Below are 17,298 nucleotides of genomic sequence, written 5' to 3'. Positions count from 1 at the left end.
CCTTCCTTGTCAGCAGATGTCATGGAACGATGTGCGCGGGATGGGCGAGCATCGCCTTGCGCGCGGCGCCGTCGGCCGTCACGTCGGGCACGCCGGCCCCCGGCGCAACCGTCAGCGTCGAATTCAGCAGAAGCCGGGTGTAGGGGTGCTGCGGGTTGGCGAACACCCGCTCGGAGAGGTCCATCTCGACGATGCGGCCCAGATACATGACCGCGACCCGCGTCGTCATGTGCTGGATGACGGCCATGTTGTGACTGACCATCACGTAGGTCAGGCCGAACTCCTCGCGCAGCTCGAGCAGCAGGTTGAGGACCTGCGACTGCACCGAGACGTCGAGCGCGGAGGTCGGCTCGTCGCAGATCAGCAGGTCGGGACGCGAGATCAGCGCGCGCGCGATGGCCACGCGCTGGCGCTGGCCGCCCGACATCTGCCCCGGATAGGCGTCGAAGAAGCGCGCGGAGAGGCCCACCACGTCGAGCAGCTCGCGCGCGCGTTTCTCGCGCTCGGCCGCGGTTCCCTCGCCGCGGAGGTAAAGCGGGTAGGAGACGATCCGCCCTACCGTCTGGCGCGGGTTCAGCGAGGAATAGGGGTCCTGGAAGATGAACTGCACCCGGCGCGCGATCTGGCGGCGGGTGAGGGAGGCGAGCGGCCGGCCGTCGAGCAGCGCCTCGCCCTGCGTGGGGCGCAGCAGGCCGAGCATGATCTTGGCCAGCGTGGTCTTGCCTGAGCCGGACTCGCCCACGATGCCCAGGATGTCGCCCTTGCGCACCGAGAGGCTGGCGTTGTCCACCGCGCGGGTCGTGGGGCTGTGGCCGAACAGCAGGCGACGGCCGCCGAATTCGTGGGTGACGTTGGACAGCGACAGGATCGCGGGATCGCTCATGCCGGCGCCTCCTGCGCGGGGTGGGCCGCGGTCTTGATGCAGCGCGCCGCGTGGCGCGGGGCCACGGGCAGCAGAGGGATCGGCCGGCGGCAGGCGTCCGAGGCCAGCTCGCAGCGGTCGAGGAAGTGGCAGCCCTGCATCGGCTCGGTCAGCGAGGGCACCGTGCCGCGGATCGAGGGCAGGGGCTGCATCCGCGGATGCGAGGGATCGGGCACCGAGCCGAGCAGCGCGCGCGTGTAGGGGTGGGAGGGGGCGGCGAACAGCTCGGCGGCGGGCGCGCTCTCGACCACCTGGCCCGCATACATCACCAGCACCCGGTCGGCGATGCGCGAGACCAGCCCGAGGTCATGGGTGATCATGATCATCGCCATGCCCATCGACCGCTGAAGATCGGCGAGCAGGTGCAGAAGCTCGGCCTGGATGGTGACGTCGAGCGCGGTGGTCGGCTCGTCGGCCACGATCAGCTCGGGCTCGCACATCAGGGCCATGGCGATCACCACGCGCTGACGCAGGCCGCCGGAGAGCTCGTGGGGATACTGGCTCAACCGCGCCCGGGCGTTGGAGATGCCGACCCGCTCGAGCAGGTCGGCGGCGCGGACGCGGGCGGCCTCCTTCGAGGCGCTGCGATGGGCGCGGTAGACGTCGGTCAGCTGCCGGCCGATGGTGTGCAGTGGGTTGAGCGCCGTCATCGGCTCCTGGAAGATCATCGACAGGCGGTCGCCGCGCAGGGCCCGGGTCTCGGCCTTCGACATCGCGAGCATGTCGCGGCCGTCGAAGGTCATCTGCGCCGCGGTCCGCGTCGCCGCCCGGGGCAGCAGCCCCAGCAGCGACAGCGCGGTGACCGACTTGCCGCAGCCGGATTCGCCCACGATGCACAGGGTTTCGCCCTTCTCGACCGCGAAGCTGACCTCCTGCACGGCGCGCAGGGCGCCGCGGGGGGTGGCGATCTCGACCGAGAGCCTGTCGACGTTCAACAGCATGGGGCGGCCCTCAGTTTCGGCCCTGGGGGGCGGTGACGTCGCGCAGCCCGTCGCCCATCAGGTTGGTGCCCAGCACGAGCAGGAACAGCGCGACGCCGGGAATGGTGATCAGCCACGGCTCGAACAGGATCGAGGCCTTGCCCTCGGAGATCATCAGCCCCCAGGAGGGCAGGGGCGCCGGCACCCCGAGGCCGAGGAACGACAGCGCCGCCTCGAGCACGATGGCCAGCGCCATCTCCAGCGTGGCGACCACCAGCAGGTTGTTGATCAGGTTGGGCAGGATCTCGTGGCGGAAGATCTGGAAGACGGTGGCGCCCTGGAGCTGGGCCGCGGTCACGAACTCGGCCGAGCGGAGCTGCTGGGTCGAGCCGCGCATCACCAGCGCGAAGCGGTCCCACAGCAGCAGGCCCAGCGTCAGCATCACCACGCTCAGCGAGGCGCCGAGCAGGGCGACGACGGCGAGCGCGACCAGGATCACCGGCATCGCCAGGCGGGCGGTGACCACGAACATGATCACGCTGTCGACCTTGCCGCCGAAATAGCCCGCGCAGACCCCCAGCGCGGTGCCGATGATCCCCGAGACGATGGCCGTGCCCACCCCGATGGTCAGCGAGATCCGCGCCCCGTAGATCAGCCGCGAGAGGTAGTCCCGCCCCAGGTGGTCGGTGCCCAGCGGATGGGTCCAGTCGCCGGCCGCCTTCCACACCGGCGGCGTCAGGCGGGCCAGCAGGTCCTGGTGATAGGGGTCGTAGGGCGCGATCAGCGGGGCGAACACCGCCATCACGAACACCGCCGCGACGATCGCCCCGCCGATGATCAGCCCCGAATGCGACAGCCAGCGCGGCCGTCCCGTCGGACGCGGAAGCCTGCGCTCGGCGGCGGCGGCGGCGGGAGGGGCGGTGACGGTCATTTCGTCCTCATGCGCGGGTCGAGCATGGCGTTGAGCATGTCCGCGAGCAGGGTCAGCAGCACGTAGAAGAGGGAGAAGCACAGCACCAGCGCCTGCACCGTGGGCAGGTCGCCGCGCCCGATGCTCTCCCACGCGAGGCGCCCGGCGCCGTGGAGGGCGAAGACGCTCTCGACCACCACCGAGCCCGCGAGCAGGAAGCCGAACTGCGCCGAGGCAAGGCTGATGACGGGCAGCGCGGCGTTGCGCAGGGCGTAGTCGAACAGCACCCGCCGCTCCGACAGGCCCATGGCCCGGGCGGTGCGGATGTAGTCGGTCTCGAGCGCGGCGATCATCCCCGAGCGGGTCAGCCGCATGATCGCGGGCATGGCGAAATAGCCCAGCACGATGGTCGGCAGCACGAAGTGGCGCCAGCTGTCGGAGCCCGAGGCCGGCAGGATCGGGAAGGTGATCGAGAAGGTGATGATCAGCAGCAGCGCGAACCAGAAGCTGGGCATCGCCTGGCCGACCACCGCGAGGAACAGCGCGGCGCGGTCGATCAGGCTGTTGGGCCAGCGCCCGGCGGCCACGCCCAGCGGCACCGCCGTCAGGATCGCGAAGGCCAGCCCCAGCGCGCCCACCTGCGCGGTCAGCGCAAAGCGGTCGAGCAGCAGGTCCGAGACCGGCTGGTTGAAGTAGATGCTGCGCCCCAGGTCGCCCTGCACCACCCCGCCCAGCCAGCGCAGGTACTGCACGATCAGCGGATCGTCGAAGCCGTAGAGCACGCGCACCCGCTCGGCGTCCGCCGCGCTCGAGGCGGCGCCGGCGACGGCCGCGGCGGGATCGCCGGCGGCGAACAGCAGCGCATAGGCCACGAAGGACACGAACAGCGTCAGCAGGCAGGCCATGAAGATCCGGCGCAGGGCGTAGGTCAGCATGCCGAAGTTCCCGTCAGGGCCGCGCGCGGCGGCGGCAGGGGCCGCGGCCCGCCCGAGAGCGGGCCGCGGAAGGCGATCAGTTCCAGGTCGCGTCCCAGAAGGGCACGAACTCGTCCGGGTCGACCTTCAGGTTCAGGTCCTCGGACATCGCCGTGTTCACCGAGAAGGTCCACAGCGGCACCCAGTAGGCCTGTTCGGCGATGCGCTGCAGCGCCTCCTTGTAGAGCTGGGCCCGGCGGGGACGGTCGACGATGCTGGTCGCCTCCTTGATCTTCTCGATCACCTCGGGGTCCTGGACGGGGTCGTCGGCGCTGCCGGAGAAGAAGTTGGCCACGCTCAGGCCCACGTCGCCGATGCCGTAGGAGCCCCAGGTCGAGAAGAACATGTCCTTCTCGTTGCTGCGCCACTGGTCGACGGCGGTCGCGTACTGGAGGCTCTCGATGTTGGCGGTGACGCCCACCGCGGCGAGGTTCTGTTTCATCGCCTCGGCCTGGGACACCGACGAGGCGCCGCCGACGACCAGCATGCTCAGCTCGAAGCCTTCGGCGTAGCCGGCCTCCTCAAGCAGCCGTTTGGCCGCCTCGGCGTCGTAGCCGTAGCCCTCGACCTCGGTCGTGCAGCCGAACTGCACCGGGTTGCAGGCCGCGTCGGTGATCCCGAAGTTCGTGCCCACCAGCGCGTCGCGGATGCCCTCGCGGTCGATGGCCAGGTTGACCGCCTGGCGCACCCGCACGTCGGCGAGCGGCGAGTCCGGCCGCGCCGGGTTCAGGCCGATATAGGCGAAGCGCATGATCGGGTAGGATTCGACCTTGATCCCCGGCCGGCTGTCGAGCCGGTCGACGTCGTCCTGCGCCACCCGCCAGATCCAGTCGAGGTCGCCGTTCATCAGCTCGGCGTACTGGGTGTTCACCTCGGGCAGCACCCGGAAGCGCAGCGTGCCGATGGCGGGGTCGGCCTTCTGGCCGCCCTCGTAATAGTCCTCGAAGCGCTTGAACTCGAAGGAGACGCCGGGGGTGATGTCGGTCAGCTGGTAGGGGCCGGTGCCGATCGGCTTGACCGCCATCCCCTCGGGGCCGGCCTCTTCGTAATAGGCCTCGGGGTAGATCGGCAGGTTGCCCGCCAGCATCTCGAGCGCCATCGGGAACGGGTATTTCATGGTCACGCGGACCTTGCCGTTGTCGAGGATCTCGGCCTTCTCGATCCACTCCACCGCCACCGCGTAGCGGGCGCCGTATTCGGGCGAGGAGACGCGGTTGAGCGTGTAGACCACGTCCTGGGGCGTCATCGTCTCGCCGTTGTGGAACTTCACGCCCTCGCGGATCTCGAAGTCGATCTGGGTGTCGGAGGCGAACTCGAACGAGGTGGCGAGCTCGGGCACGAACTCGCCCGTCTCGTGGTCCTTGGAGATCAGGCCGTCATAGAGCAGGCGCGCCAGCACCAGCGCCTCGCGCCCCGAGGCCTGGTAGCTGTCGAGCAGCTCCACGTCCTGGGCGAACGCGGCTTCGAGGGTGTCGTTCGCCTTGTCGGCGAGGGCCGGATGGGTCAGCGCGCTCAGCGCCAACAGGCCGGAAAGCAGCCGGGATTTCATCGAGGTCTCCTTGTCGGGGTCAGGTGCGGCCCTTGGCGGGCCTGTAAGTCCGGGGGCGGCTTGTTGGTCTTGGTCCGGCCCGGCCCGGTCTGGCGGCGGCTGCGGCGGCTGCGGCGGGGCTCAGGCGCCCCAGACCGTTTCATAGACGCGCAGCAGGTTCTCGCCGTAGATCTTGCGGATCTCGGCCTCGGCGAAGCCGCGGGCCAGCAGCGCCTCGGTCAGCGCGGGCATCCCGGCGGGCGTCTCGATCCCGGCGGGGTAGACATGCGGCGGGGGCGGGTAGGCCTTGGGGCTCCAGCTGTTGTCGGCCAGGCGCGCCTCGTACATCCGCCTGGCCGTCGCGTCGTCCACATAGGGACTCTGGCCAAGGTAGTAGTCGATGCCCAGCGTCACGTGGTCGACGCCCAGAAGCGCGACCCAGTGGGCGATGTGGTCGATGAAGGCGTCCATCGTCGGCCGCGCCTCGCCCGAGACGAAGCCGGGGAAGCCCACCACGCCGACCGTGCCGCCGGTCGCGGCGATGGCCCTGGCCAGGTCGTCGGGGATGTTGCGGGGCGAGTCGTGCACCGCCCTGGGGTTGGCGTGCGAGATGATCACCGGGCGCGAGGAATGCTCGATCGCGTCCATCGAGGTGCGATAGCCGGTGTGCGAGCAGTCGACGATCATCCGCGCGGCGTTCATCCGCTCGATCACCTGCAGGCCGAAGCGACTGAGGCCAGCGTCGGTGCGCTCCTCGCAGCCGTCGCCGATGCGGTTCTTGATGTTGTAGGCGAGCTGCATGACGCCCACGCCCAGCGCCTTGAAGGCGTCCACGAACTCGAGGCAGTCCTCGATCGGGCCCGTGCCCTGGAAGTGCAGGATCACGCCGGTCTTGCCCGCCGCCTTGGCCGCGCGCACGTCGGCGGCCGAGCGGACCAGCACCAGGTCGTCGCGCTCCCGGATCAGGCGGTGCCACATGCCGATGTTGCGCAGCGCCACCGGGGCGGGATCCATGATGCCGACGGTGGGGGCCGCCGCGGTCACGCCGCCCTTCTGGTAGTCGGCGATCAGGGCCGGATCGCTCAGCAGCGGACAGACCGCGTCGATCAGGATCGCGTCGTCGTGAAGCTGCCTGGCCCTGGGGTCCATCGGGTCGTCCCTCCCATCGTCGCGGATCGTGCGGTGGGCGACGATCGACGACTCGGAGGCTAGAGCCTGGGTTTTTCCATGGCAACAATATTCCACTAGAAGAAAATCGCGTCCCCGAATGTCACGCGTTGCGGATGGCCTGGCGGAGGCGCAGGGGGCTCGTCCGGGGCGCCGCGGACCTTCCCCCTGGACGGTCCGCGGGTCAGCCGATTCCCGGTCCTGGCAGGGTTCGGGGCGGCCCTCTGCCGGCGGGAGAGGGGCGGCGGCGGGCGCAACCTCCGGGATCGGGGCGGGCGCGGGCTGCGCCTGCGCAACGAATTCCACTACAGGAAAACCTCTCCCGCCGCGAACCTGATTTCGGCGGGCGAGGCCCGGCCCTCGCTTCACGTCGGCGCGAGCGATGTAACGACCGCGCGCGGGGGACGAACAGGGAGCGTGACCTGCCCCTGAACCGGAGTCCCCCGATGATCCGCGCCCGATCTCTCGCCCTCGCAATGCTCGTCGCGCCGCTGGGCGTCGCGCTCGTCCCCCACCACGCCGCGCAGGCCGAGAGCCGCGAGGGCTACGCCTCGACCTTCGAGGCCGCGGCCTTCGACGCCGCCGTTGCGTCCGGCGAGCCGGTGCTGGTCGAGGTCTCCGCCCCCTGGTGCCCCACCTGCCGCGCGCAGAAGGAGGTGCTGGGCGACCTGCTCGGGCGTCCCGACTACGCTGGCTTCACGGTGTTCGCGGTGGATTTCGACAGCCGCAAGGACGTGCTGCGCCAGCTTGACGCCCGCGCGCAGAGCACGCTGATCGTGTGGGCGGAGGGGCGGGAGGTCGGCCGCAGCGTCGGCGACGCCAGCCCCGAGGGGATCGAGCGGCTGCTCGCCTCCGCGCTCTGAGGGGCCGATGCTGTCCTCGATCGTCTTTGGCGGGGCGGCGGGCGCGCTGTCGATCCTGTCGCCCTGCGTGATCCCGCTGCTGCCCATCGTGCTGGGGGCGGCGGCGTCCGAGCATCGGCGCGGGCCGCTGGCGCTCGCGGCCGGGCTGGCGCTGTCGTTCACGCTGATCGGGCTGTTCGTGGCCACCATCGGCTTCGGGATGGGGCTCGACGCCGGCCTGTTCCGGGCGGTCGGCGGGGCGCTGCTGCTGGGGCTTGGCGTGGTGCTGCTGGTTCCCGCGCTGCAGGAACGGGCGGCGGCCGCCGCGGGGCCGGCGGGCGGCTGGGTCGACCAGCGCTTCGGGCGCAATCTGGGCTCGGGACTGCGCGGGCAGTTCGGGGTGGGCGCGCTGCTCGGCGCGGTCTGGGCGCCCTGCGTGGGGCCCACGCTCGGCGCGGCCTCGCTGATGGCCGCGCGGGGCGAGAACCTCGGCCAGGTGGCGCTGACCATGCTCGCCTTCGGGGTGGGCGCGGGGCTGCCGCTGACGGCGCTGGGCCTCGCCTCGCGCGAGACGATGCTGCGCTGGCGGGGGCGGCTCGCCGCCGCGGGCTCGGGCGGTCGGCGCGCGCTGGGGCTGGTGTTCGCGGCGACGGGCCTGCTTATCCTGTCGGGCGCGGACAAGGCGGCCGAGGCCTGGCTGGTGGAGATTTCTCCCCCCTGGCTGACCGCGCTGACCACCAGCCTCTGAGCGAGGCGCCCCCCCCGGATCGGCGGAGGCCTCCGCCGGTCCGATCGCTGCGGCCTGCGGTCGGAAGCCCTTCGCCCGCGCCGCCCACGGAAGGAGACGTTCATGCTTTCGAGCCAGAAACTTGCGCCGGGCGCGGCGATGCCGGAGATCAGCCTGCCCGGGGTCGGGGGCGGCGAGGTCGCGCTCGGCGGCGCGGGATGGAAACTGGTGGTGGTCTATCGCGGCGCGCACTGCCCGCTGTGCCGGACCTACCTCAAGACCCTCGACGGGCTGCTTGAGGATTTCGCGGCCGCTGGCGTCGCGGTGGCGGTCGTCTCGGGCGATCCGCTCGAGCGGGCGGAGGCGGAGGCGGCCGAGGAGGGCTGGCGCTTTCCCGTCGGCGCCGAGCTGAGCCCCGCGCAGATGCGGGAGCTGGGCCTCTATATCTCCGAGCCGCGCTCGCCGCAGGAGACCGACCGGCCGTTCCCGGAGCCCGGCCTGTTCGTGGCCAATCCGGAAGGAAACGTGCAGATCGTGGACGTCTCGAACGCGCCCTTCGTGCGGCCCGACCTGAACGGCGTGCTGCGCGGGCTGAAGTTCATCATCGAGAAGGGCTACCCGATCCGCGGCATGGCCGCCTGACGGCCCCGCCCCCGCAAGCTCGCCGCCCCAGGCTCACGGGGCGGTGAGGCGCGGGGATTTTCCCCCGGGCGGCGGGCGCGGGATGTAACGTGGCCCCATGCCGCGCCGACGGGGACGGCCAGGCTGACGAGGCGTTGCGGATGAGGGGAGGAGCGCCGCGTGGATGATCGCGAAGCCCGGTGGAGCCAGGCCATGCAGGCCGCCTGCGCGGGCGACCGGGCGGCCTACGAGGCGCTGCTCGCCGACATCGCCGGGATGCTGCGCGCCCATGCCCGCGCGCGGCTCGCGCGCAGCGGCTTTGGGCCCGAGGAGGCCGAGGATGTGGTGCAGGAGACGCTGATCGCGCTGCATGCCAAGCGCCACACCTGGGACCCCGAGCGTCCGATCCTGCCCTGGATCCAGGCCATCGCCCGCCACAAGACCGTCGACGCCGCGCGGCGCCTCGGCCGCGCGAGACGCCGCGCGGACGCCCGCCCGGTCGAGGACCTGGCCGATTTGCTGCCGGCCCGAACCGAGAGGCCCGATGCGCGCCGCGACGCCCACGCCCTGCTCGCGCGCCTGCCGAACCGGGAGCGGGGGGTGGTCGAGGCGCTGGCCATCGAGGGGCTGAGCATCGCGGCCACCGCCTCGCGCGTCGCGATCAGCGAGGGCGCCGTGCGGGTGGCCTTCCACCGCGGCCTCGCGCGGCTCCGCCGGCTCGCGGGGGAAGACGGGCCGGGCGAGCGAAAGGCGGCGCGATGACTACCGACGAGTTGATCCGCCGGCTCTCGGCCGAGGCCCCCGCGCCGCGCCCCCGGCTCGAGCTGCGGCTGTTCGCGACGCTGTCGGCGGGGCTGCTGGCGCTGGGGCTCTGGGTCGCGACGCGCTACGGGGTGCGGGCGGACCTGCCCGCGACGCTGGCGACCTCGGCGGGGGCGTTGAAGTTCGTCGGGGGCGCAGCACTGGCGCTGGCCGCGGGGCGGCTCGCCTGCCGCCTGTCGCGCCCGGGGTCTCGGCCGGAGGTCTGTCCGCTGTCGGTCGCCACCCTGGTCCTCGCGGCCCTGGCCCTGGGCTGGACGGCCGCGGGGGCGGCGCTGTCGGCGTCCCTTGCGCCGGCGGGGGCGGCGAGCTGCGCGCGGTCCATCCTCCTGCTCTCGGCGCCGATCCTGGCGGGGGCGTTGCTGACGCTGCGCGTCGGGGCGCCCACGCGGCCGGCGGCGACCGGCGCGCTGGCCGGCGTCGCGGCCGGCGCCATGGCCTGCCTCGCCTACGCCCTGTGGTGTCCCGCAGACGGGGTCGCCTTCGTCGCGCTCTCCTACGGCGGCGCGATCGCGGTCGCGGGCCTGGCCGGGGCGCTCGCGGGGGGGCGCGTGCTGGCCTGGTGAGGCGGGGCGGGGCGCGCGTGCGCGGAGCGGGGGGAGGGCCGCGCCGCGCCGGCCTCAGCCCCGGGCCGCCCTTCGCCGAAGGCGGGGTTGCCGCGCCCGGCGGGCGCCGTCGCGACCTGGTTCCAGTCCTCCGGGTTTCCCGCTAATCCAGAGACATGGATATCGTCCTGATCACGAGCACGATCGCCTCCCTGTTCCTTGTGATCGGGGTGGCGGAGCCGTTGGCCGCGCGGCTGCGGCTGCCCTACAGCGTGATTCTCGCGCTGCTGGGGGTGCTGATCGGCGCGGCCGCGGCGTTCTTCCTGCAGACCGAGCTGACCGACGCGCTCAACCCCGTGTCCGAGGCGATCCTCGGGCTGCCGATCCGCTCGAATGTCTTCCTCTACGTGTTCCTGCCCACGCTGCTGTTCCAGGCGACGCTGGGGATGAACCTGCGGCGGATGCTCGACGACTGGGCGCCGATCATCCTGCTGGCGGTGGTCGCGGTGGTCGCGGCGACGCTGGCGGTCGGCTACGCGCTGTCGTGGACGGGGGTGCTGCCGCTGACCTCGTGCCTGCTGATCGGGGCCATCGTCTCGACCACCGATCCCTCGGCGGTCGTGGGCATCTTCCGCTCGATCTCGGCGCCGCGCCGGCTGGCGCGGATCATCGAGGGCGAGAGCCTGCTGAACGACGCCGCGGCCATCGCGCTGTTCGGCCTGTTCATGGGCTTTGTGATGCTGGGGGTGCCGGACCCGCGGCTGGACGACGCGCTGGCCCGGTTTCCGATGCTGATCGCGGGCGGGGCGGCGACGGGCTGGATCGCGGCGCGGCTGGCGCTGCGGGTGATGTCGGCCTTCTCGCGCTATGAACTCGCGCAGATGTCGATCTCGGTGGCGCTGCCCTACCTCGCCTACATCATCGCCGAGCAGAGCATCGGCGCCTCGGGGGTCATCGCGGTGGTGACCGCGGGGCTGACGCTGAACCTCGCCGCGCCGGGACGCCTGCCGCCGCAGGCCTGGGCCAACCTGCGCGAGGTCTGGGACCTGCTCGCCCACTGGTCGGGGGCGCTGATCTTCATCCTCGCCGCCCTGCTGATCCCGCGGCTGCTGGAGGGGGTCGACCTTGCCGACATCGGGCTGGTCGCGGTGGTGATCGTCGCCGCCGCGGCGGCGCGCGCCACGATCCTGTTCGTGCTGCTGCCGCTGCTGACGCTGCTGCGGGCCTCGCCGGCGGTGGAGCCGCGCTACCGCGTCGCGATCCTGTGGGGCGGGCTGCGCGGGGCCGTGACGCTGGCGCTGGCGCTCGCGGTCACCGAAAGCGCGCTGGTCCCGCCCGAGACCAAGCGCGTGGTGGGCATCCTGGCCACCGGCTTCACCCTGTTCACCCTGATCGTCCAGGGCGCCACGCTGCGTCCGGTGATCGGGTGGCTCGGGCTCGACCGGCTCTCGCCCATCGACGAGGCGCTTTCGCGGCAGGTGGTGGCCGTGGCCCTGCAGACGGTGCGCGAGGACGTGGCCCGGATCACCGGCAACTACGAGCTGAGCCACGACATCGTCCGCTCCGAGGCCAAGCGCTTCGGCGAACGGCTCGACGGGGCGGTGAAGGCGGCCGAGGCGAGCACCTCTATCCTCGACCGCGACCGGGTCACGCTGGGTCTGATCGCGCTCGCGGGCGCGGAGCGCGAGGCGATCCTGGCGCGGATGCTGGCGCGCACGATCTCGGCGCGGATGGCCGACCAGATCCTCTCGGACGCAGACCGGCTGATCGAGGGCGCGCGCTCGGGCGGGCGCAGCGGCTACCAGCGCGCGGCCCGCCGCAGCCTCGCCTACGGGCGCGCCATGCGGGTCGCGGCCGTCCTGCACAACCGGCTGCGGCTGTCGCGCCCGCTCGCGCGGGTCACCGCCGACCGGTTCGAGCTGCTGCTCTCGCAGCGGCTGATCCTGCGCGACCTCGGCGGCTTCATCGACGGGCGCATCCGCCGGATCCACGGCCGCCGCGTGGCCGACCTGCTGCAGGAGATGCTGACCCGCCGGGTCGAGACGGTGGAGACGGCGCTCGAGGGCCTGCGCCTGCAGTATCCGGGCTATGCCGAGGAGCTCGAGCGGCGCTTCATCCGGCGCACCGCCCTCCGCCTTGAGGAGCGCGAATACGCCGCCATGCGCGAGGACGGCCTGATCGGCGCCGAGATCCACACCTCGCTGGTCCAGGAGCTGACCGCGCGCCGGGCCGCGGCCGAGGAGCGGCCGCGCCTCGACATCGCGGTGCAGCGCGCGGAGCTGGTGCGGCGCTTCCCGCTGTTCTCCGATCTCGACGACGCGGTGCTGCGGCGGCTGGGGCGGGCGCTGAAGACCCGCTATGCCGACGCGGGCGACGTGGTCCTGCACAAGGACGCCCCGGCGCGCAGCGTGTACTTCATCGCCACGGGCGCGGTGGAACTGTCGAGCGCGGGCCAGACCTGGCGGCTGGGGCGCGGCGAGATGTTCGGGCAGATGGCGATCCTGACGCGCCGCTCGCGCCGCTCGGAGGTGCGGGCGATCGCGCCCTCGACCCTGCTGGTCCTCGACGAGGCGCGGTTCCGCCGCTTGCTCGCGCGCAGCAAGGCCGTGGCGGCCGCCGTGCGGTCGAGCGCGACCAAGCGCGGCATCTCGCTGGCCACGCTGGAGGAGGAGGCCGGGCCGCCGCCGCCGCCGCCGCACTCGCCCGGATCGTAGGGCGCCGGGGGCCTCGCGCGGGGCGGGGGCCCTTCTGCTCGTCGCGCGCGCGGGTTAGTCTGGGCGCCGATCCCGGCGGGCGGCCCCGCCTGCGCCGCCGCGACCTTCGAGGAGGACTCTCATGACCCAACCGGTTCGCGTGGACATCGTGTCGGACGTCGTGTGCCCCTGGTGCCTGATCGGCTGGCGCCAGCTGGCCCGCGCCTCGCAGGAGACGGGGGTGCCCGTCGAGGTGCACTGGCATCCCTTCGAGCTGAACCCCGACATGCCGCCCGAGGGCGAGAACCTTCGCGATCACGTGGCGCGCAAGTACGGCTCGACGCCCGCGCAGTCCTCCGGCGCGCGGGCGCGGATCGTCGAGATGGGCGCGGCGCTGGGCTTCGACTTCGCCTACGGCCCCGAGACGCGGATGCGCAACACCTTCCTCGCCCACCAGCTGATCGACTGGGCCGAGACGCAGGGCATGGCGCACGAGACCAAGCAGGCCCTGTTCGAGAGCTTTTTCACGCGGGGCGAGGACGTTTCGGACCTCGAGACGCTGGTCGCGGTCGCCGGGCGCGTCGGGCTCGACCCCGCCGCCGCCCGCGGCGCGCTGGAGCGCGGCGAGCGGGCGGCGCTGGTGCGCGAGAAGCAGGCGTTCTGGACCGAGCGCGGGATTTCCGGCGTGCCCGCGATGATCTTCGACCGCCGCCGCATGGTCCCCGGCGCCCAGGGCGAGGAGACCTTCGCCGCGATCCTGCGCCGACAGGCCGCCGCCGCCGCGGTCTGAGGGGCGAAGGCCGGGATCTGCGGGTTCGGTCCGGGCCGGCGGGCGGCGCAACGGGGCTCGACGGCGGCGGGCGCCCCGCCTTTCCTGCGACCGGGGCGGACGCCGCGGTATCCGAGGCCGAACAGAGGGATGAGGCGCAGCGGGGAGGGGGGGCGACCGCCCGCCATGCTTCGGCCCGCGCGCGCCGGGCCTCGCTTGCCGCGGCTGTTGCCTGTCGGCTTCGTCGCAGGGGCCTGCGAACGCCGGGAAAAGCTCACGATGACGTGCGCGCGGCCCGGTCGGCGCGCCTTTCCATCCCCGACATATTCGAACATCATTCATTGCATTCGCGCGGATCGGAGGCAGCGGAACCAACGCCGCCGCGACCGTCGGCGGAAGGTCTCTGCGCGGGCGCGACTCTTCCCTCGCGCGACCCTCCCCTCACGCGCTCATGACGCCCGGGGGCCCACGACAGCAGGGGCCCCATGAAAGCAGGGGGACGGACATGAACGTGCATGCCCAAACCTCATTCGCCCAGTGGCACGCGCACGGCCAGCACGCGTCCTACGTGCGGGCGCGAAAATCCTCGGGCGGGCTCCTCGATCTGCTGGAGGTGGCGCGGCCGGCGGGGAACATGTCCCGCCCCGCGCTTGGGGACCTCGTGCTGGTCGAGGACATGCTCGGCAACGGCCATCTCAGGGGCGACCTTGGCGGCGGCCGCATCGATATGCGGACACGCAAGGGCGCCCTCATCGTCGTGGCGCCGAACTTCTCGACCACGGTGATCAACGGCGCAAGTCACCGGCTCCGAAGCCTCGCGTTTCCCGTGGCGAAGTGGGAAGACATGCTCGACGGGGGCGCCGAGGGCCGGTTCTCGTTCGACACCTCCTTCGTCTACGGCCAGTCCTTCGAGTCGCCCGCGATCCGGGCGGCGCTGCGCGCCCTCTGGGCGCTGTGCGAGGACGAGGGGGCGCCCTCCCGGCTGCTGGCGCAGGCGGCGGGCTGCGAGATCCTCGCCGAACTCTGCCGCCTGGGCGGGGCGCCGCTGGCTCCGGCGAGGGGCGGCCTCGCCCCCTGGGCCAGGCGGAGATGCGTCGAGCTGATGCGGGCGCGGTTCGCCGAAGACATCAGCCTCGAAGACCTGGCGGCCGAGGTCCGGCTCTCGCCCTATCACTTCGCGCGCATGTTCAAGCAGAGCCTGGGCGTGCCGCCGCGGGTCTACCTGACCCGGCTGAGGGTGGCCAAGGCCTGCGAGCTGCTCGAACGGACGGACCTGCCGATCACGCAGATCGCGCTCGAGGTCGGGTATTCGGCCAACCAGGTCCTCGCCCGCGTCTTCGTCAAGCACATGCGGATGAGCCCGTCGGAGTATCGCAAGGCCGTTCGGGATCCGGGGCGCGCCTGAGCGCCGCGGTGAGGCGCGCATCGCGGGCGGATGGCGAGGGCGACCCGCCGTCCGGCGGGCGGGATCTGGCGCGGCCCCGGGGGATGCGCGCCGACGCGGATCGTCGACCGGCCGCAGGGGGCGCGGAGGCGTGCTGATCCCGGCGCGGAAGCCGCCGCCCGGCGCCGCCGCCGGAGCTTTGCGGGGGGCGCGATCGGCTTGACCGCAAGAATGGCGCTCTGGCGGCAGCTTCTGCGCCGCGGGTCTGCGGCCGCCCGGCCAGGGTCCGTCGGCAGACCCCGCCTCTCGCTCCGCTCAGAAGGAGGACGCCATGGCCTTTCGCAACGGGCTCGTCCCGCGTGTTCGTCTCCGGGACCCTGGCGACGAACACGGCGCAGCGGCCGCGGCGCGGATCTGAAGCCGGAGGCGCCGGGCCGGGGCGCGGGGCCCCCGGACCGTGATCGCGCGGGATGCGGCCGGACGCGGATCGGCCGCCCGCGACACGCCCCGCCCCCGTCAATCCCTTGCCTGGGACCAAGCATGGACGTCACCGCCTATCTTGCCTTCGCGATCGTGTGCGCCGTGCAGTCGGCGACGCCGGGACCGTCCACGTTGTTCATCGTGAACAATGCCGTCGCGCACGGGTGGCCGCGCGCCCTGAGCGCCCTGAGCGGCGACCTGGTCGCCATCGCGATCCTGGCCACGCTGTCGGTCCTGGGATTGGGGGCGCTGCTTGAAAGCCGCCCGGCGGCGTTCCTCGGCCTTCGGCTGGCAGGGGCGGCCTATATCCTCTGGCTCGGGTGGACCTTCGTTCGGCCGGGCGGGAAGGACCTCGGGGCGGCGGCGGCTGCGACGCCGCGCGCGCAGAGCGGCGCGGCGCTCTGGCTCCATTCGTTCGGCGTGGGGATCAGCAATCCCAAGGCGGTGCTGTTCTTCGCCGCCCTGTTCCCCCAGTTCCTTCCCGAAGACGGCGGACCGGCGCTGCTCGCGCTTCTGGTCTCGACCTTCGTGGTCGTGAAGTTCGTCGTCCTGGGGGGCTATGCGATCGGCGCGCGGCGCATCGCGGGCGTGCTGCGCAGGCCCGAGCACGCAAGGCGCGGGCAGATCCTGGCCGGCGTCGTCTTCGGGGTCTTCGGGATGCTGATGATCTGGTCCGCACTGGCCGCGGCGTGACGCGACGCCCGCTCGGCCACGCCGCACCCTCGCCTCCCGCGGGTCGGGGACGCCCGCCTTGCGGGCGGATCGTCACCGCTTCGCGTCCGTCCGCCCCGAGGGCGCCGGACGCGAGGCCGCCCCAGAGGGGGTCGAACGGCGCGCGGTCCGGCCTGCAGAGCACGGCCAGGATCTCGCGCCCGGCCGCGCGCGCCCGCAGGCAGGAGGCCTGTCGGCCCGCGAACCGTCAGGTCGAGGAAGAGGCGGGGGCAGGGCGGGAAAGTGTCCGCACTCCGGGCAGACGCCAAGGGGCGGATCTTGGCCGTGCGCGGAGGCTTCGGTCTTTGGTCCTGGCGCGCCTGGAGGCGGGCGCGGGCGTCATGCGGCGGACACCTGCGTCCCCGGGCGGGAGGCGGGCGGCGTCCGCGCGGCAAAGGCGCCGGGCGGCGCGCCGACGTGGCGGGCGAAGGCCACGCTGAAGGCGCTGGCGGAGCCGTAGCCGACCCGGCGCGCGACCTCGGCGATCGGCTCGGCGCGTCCGGCCAGCATCTCCTTGGCCAGCGACATCCGCCACCGCGTCACATATTCCATCGGCGCGACCCCGACCTCGCGGCGGAACCGCTCGTAGAAGGTGGAGCGCGACATGGCGGCGGCGGCGGCCAGATCGGCCACCGACTGGGGCCGCTCGGGATGCGCATGGATGTCGCGCAGGGCGGCGCCCAGCCGCGGATCGGCCAGGCCGCGCAGCAGCCCCGGCATCGCGCCCGTCCCGCCCGAGGAGCGCAGCGCGTCGATCATCAGCACCTCGAGCAGGTGACCGAGCACCCTCTCGCGGGCGGCGCGGTCGGCGCGGGTCTCGTCGTCGATCAGCCTCACGATGGCGGTCAGCCGGTCGGCGCCGTGGACATGGATCACCTCGGGCAGCAGCGAGACCAGAAGCTCGCGGTCGGGCGAGGCGAAGGCGCAATGCCCGACCAGCATGACCACGTCCGCCGGCGCCTCGGGGTCGCCCAGACGGACGACGCCGGGGGACAGTTCCAGCGGCCGGCGGACCGCGCCCGGCCCCGGCGCCTCGAGGCTGGCGCAGGCGAAGGCGTGGGCCTCCGGCACAAGCGCGAAGTCGCCCGCCGCCAGCCGCAGGGGCGCGCGGCCCGCCACCCTCAGGCGGCACCCCCCCTCGACCACCGCGCAATAGAACGGACTGCCCAGATCGCGACGCTCCACGATCCAGCGCCCGGCCCCCGTCACCCGCTTGGCGATCGACGGGGCGGGTTTCAGGAGGCGGACGACATCTGCGAGGGGATCGCTCATGCTCCGGACATACG

The 17,298-nt window shown here is 72.8% G+C and carries 16 protein-coding genes; 9 read left to right on the top strand and 7 right to left on the bottom strand.

Annotated features, from left to right (window positions below; genetic code table 11):
• Positions 1 to 19: 19 nt before the first annotated feature.
• The 6 genes from AAC134_RS07215 to AAC134_RS07190 form a co-directional block, all read right to left on the bottom strand.
• Positions 20 to 883, bottom strand: coding sequence for an ATP-binding cassette domain-containing protein (locus AAC134_RS07215; protein ID WP_339948393.1), 864 nt, complete (start codon positions 881 to 883; stop codon positions 20 to 22).
• Positions 880 to 1,863 (bottom strand): ABC transporter ATP-binding protein, encoded by a 984-nt coding sequence (locus tag AAC134_RS07210; protein ID WP_339948392.1) that lies wholly within the window; start codon positions 1,861 to 1,863, stop codon positions 880 to 882. Before AAC134_RS07210 ends, AAC134_RS07215 begins: the two co-directional genes overlap by 4 nt.
• A 10-nt stretch (positions 1,864 to 1,873) precedes the next feature.
• Positions 1,874 to 2,773 carry an ABC transporter permease gene (locus AAC134_RS07205; RefSeq protein WP_339948391.1) on the bottom strand — a complete coding sequence of 300 codons (900 nt, stop codon included), beginning with the start codon at positions 2,771 to 2,773 and terminating at the stop codon, positions 1,874 to 1,876.
• On the bottom strand, positions 2,770 to 3,687 hold the full coding sequence (locus tag AAC134_RS07200; RefSeq protein WP_339948390.1) for an ABC transporter permease: 918 nt from the start codon (positions 3,685 to 3,687) through the stop codon (positions 2,770 to 2,772). The genes AAC134_RS07205 and AAC134_RS07200 overlap by 4 nt, the downstream gene beginning before the upstream one ends.
• A 76-nt stretch (positions 3,688 to 3,763) precedes the next feature.
• Positions 3,764 to 5,275 carry an ABC transporter substrate-binding protein gene (locus tag AAC134_RS07195; RefSeq protein ID WP_339948389.1) on the bottom strand — a complete coding sequence of 504 codons (1,512 nt, stop codon included), beginning with the start codon at positions 5,273 to 5,275 and terminating at the stop codon, positions 3,764 to 3,766.
• A gap of 120 nt (positions 5,276 to 5,395) precedes the next feature.
• Positions 5,396 to 6,403, bottom strand: a complete 1,008-nt coding sequence (locus AAC134_RS07190) for a dipeptidase (protein WP_339948388.1) — start codon at positions 6,401 to 6,403, stop codon at positions 5,396 to 5,398.
• 464 nt (positions 6,404 to 6,867) lie between these two features.
• On the opposite strand from AAC134_RS07190, the gene AAC134_RS07185 reads away from it, so the two are divergent.
• The 9 genes from AAC134_RS07185 to AAC134_RS07145 all read left to right on the top strand — a co-directional run bounded on the left by AAC134_RS07185 (position 6,868) and on the right by AAC134_RS07145 (position 15,994).
• The gene (locus AAC134_RS07185; RefSeq protein ID WP_339948387.1) at positions 6,868 to 7,284 is read left to right on the top strand and encodes a thioredoxin family protein; all 417 of its coding nucleotides are present in this window, start codon (positions 6,868 to 6,870) and stop codon (positions 7,282 to 7,284) included.
• Positions 7,285 to 7,291: 7 nt separating this feature from the next.
• Entirely contained in the window at positions 7,292 to 8,011 is a 720-nt protein-coding gene (locus AAC134_RS07180) for a cytochrome c biogenesis protein CcdA (RefSeq protein ID WP_339948386.1), read from the top strand.
• A 102-nt stretch (positions 8,012 to 8,113) separates the two neighbouring features.
• Positions 8,114 to 8,632, top strand: coding sequence for a redoxin domain-containing protein (locus AAC134_RS07175; protein WP_339948385.1), 519 nt, complete (start codon positions 8,114 to 8,116; stop codon positions 8,630 to 8,632).
• Between the two features lie 159 nt (positions 8,633 to 8,791).
• On the top strand, positions 8,792 to 9,373 hold the full coding sequence (locus tag AAC134_RS07170) for a sigma-70 family RNA polymerase sigma factor (RefSeq protein ID WP_339948384.1): 582 nt from the start codon (positions 8,792 to 8,794) through the stop codon (positions 9,371 to 9,373).
• Positions 9,370 to 9,996 (top strand): NrsF family protein, encoded by a 627-nt coding sequence (locus tag AAC134_RS07165; protein ID WP_339948383.1) that lies wholly within the window; start codon positions 9,370 to 9,372, stop codon positions 9,994 to 9,996. Before AAC134_RS07170 ends, AAC134_RS07165 begins: the two co-directional genes overlap by 4 nt.
• Positions 9,997 to 10,151: 155 nt before the next feature.
• Positions 10,152 to 12,689 (top strand): cation:proton antiporter, encoded by a 2,538-nt coding sequence (locus tag AAC134_RS07160; protein ID WP_339948382.1) that lies wholly within the window; start codon positions 10,152 to 10,154, stop codon positions 12,687 to 12,689.
• Positions 12,690 to 12,810: 121 nt separating this feature from the next.
• On the top strand, positions 12,811 to 13,458 hold the full coding sequence (locus AAC134_RS07155) for a DsbA family oxidoreductase (RefSeq protein ID WP_339948381.1): 648 nt from the start codon (positions 12,811 to 12,813) through the stop codon (positions 13,456 to 13,458).
• A gap of 484 nt (positions 13,459 to 13,942) precedes the next feature.
• Complete coding sequence (locus AAC134_RS07150; protein WP_339948380.1) at positions 13,943 to 14,842, top strand: AraC family transcriptional regulator; 900 nt, start codon at positions 13,943 to 13,945, stop codon at positions 14,840 to 14,842.
• 519 nt (positions 14,843 to 15,361) lie between these two features.
• Entirely contained in the window at positions 15,362 to 15,994 is a 633-nt protein-coding gene (locus AAC134_RS07145; RefSeq protein ID WP_339948379.1) for a LysE family translocator, read from the top strand.
• Between the two features lie 357 nt (positions 15,995 to 16,351).
• Here the strand turns inward: AAC134_RS07145 and AAC134_RS07140 are convergent, their stop codons facing one another.
• Positions 16,352 to 17,284 carry an AraC family transcriptional regulator gene (locus AAC134_RS07140; protein ID WP_339948378.1) on the bottom strand — a complete coding sequence of 311 codons (933 nt, stop codon included), beginning with the start codon at positions 17,282 to 17,284 and terminating at the stop codon, positions 16,352 to 16,354.
• Positions 17,285 to 17,298 lie beyond the last annotated feature (14 nt).

Origin of the sequence: uncultured Albimonas sp., from assembly GCF_963977235.1 — a bacterium.
Classification (GTDB): Bacteria; Pseudomonadota; Alphaproteobacteria; order Rhodobacterales; family Rhodobacteraceae; genus Albimonas.
The sequence above is the reverse complement of the archived record's forward strand: the minus strand, read 5'-3'. Positions and strand labels throughout refer to the sequence as shown.

Excerpts from the sequence above, each read along its gene's own strand:
- AAC134_RS07215 (WP_339948393.1), bottom strand. The coding sequence starts at position 883 with ATGAGCGATCCCGCGATCCTGTCGCTGTCCAACGTCACCCACGAATTC.
- AAC134_RS07210 (WP_339948392.1), bottom strand. The coding sequence starts at position 1,863 with ATGCTGTTGAACGTCGACAGGCTCTCGGTCGAGATCGCCACCCCCCGC.
- AAC134_RS07205 (WP_339948391.1), bottom strand. The coding sequence starts at position 2,773 with ATGACCGTCACCGCCCCTCCCGCCGCCGCCGCCGCCGAGCGCAGGCTT.
- AAC134_RS07200 (WP_339948390.1), bottom strand. The coding sequence starts at position 3,687 with ATGCTGACCTACGCCCTGCGCCGGATCTTCATGGCCTGCCTGCTGACG.
- AAC134_RS07195 (WP_339948389.1), bottom strand. The coding sequence starts at position 5,275 with ATGAAATCCCGGCTGCTTTCCGGCCTGTTGGCGCTGAGCGCGCTGACC.
- AAC134_RS07190 (WP_339948388.1), bottom strand. The coding sequence starts at position 6,403 with ATGGACCCCAGGGCCAGGCAGCTTCACGACGACGCGATCCTGATCGAC.
- AAC134_RS07185 (WP_339948387.1), top strand. The coding sequence starts at position 6,868 with ATGATCCGCGCCCGATCTCTCGCCCTCGCAATGCTCGTCGCGCCGCTG.
- AAC134_RS07180 (WP_339948386.1), top strand. The coding sequence starts at position 7,292 with ATGCTGTCCTCGATCGTCTTTGGCGGGGCGGCGGGCGCGCTGTCGATC.
- AAC134_RS07175 (WP_339948385.1), top strand. The coding sequence starts at position 8,114 with ATGCTTTCGAGCCAGAAACTTGCGCCGGGCGCGGCGATGCCGGAGATC.
- AAC134_RS07165 (WP_339948383.1), top strand. The coding sequence starts at position 9,370 with ATGACTACCGACGAGTTGATCCGCCGGCTCTCGGCCGAGGCCCCCGCG.
- AAC134_RS07160 (WP_339948382.1), top strand. The coding sequence starts at position 10,152 with ATGGATATCGTCCTGATCACGAGCACGATCGCCTCCCTGTTCCTTGTG.
- AAC134_RS07155 (WP_339948381.1), top strand. The coding sequence starts at position 12,811 with ATGACCCAACCGGTTCGCGTGGACATCGTGTCGGACGTCGTGTGCCCC.
- AAC134_RS07150 (WP_339948380.1), top strand. The coding sequence starts at position 13,943 with ATGAACGTGCATGCCCAAACCTCATTCGCCCAGTGGCACGCGCACGGC.
- AAC134_RS07145 (WP_339948379.1), top strand. The coding sequence starts at position 15,362 with ATGGACGTCACCGCCTATCTTGCCTTCGCGATCGTGTGCGCCGTGCAG.
- AAC134_RS07140 (WP_339948378.1), bottom strand. The coding sequence starts at position 17,284 with ATGAGCGATCCCCTCGCAGATGTCGTCCGCCTCCTGAAACCCGCCCCG.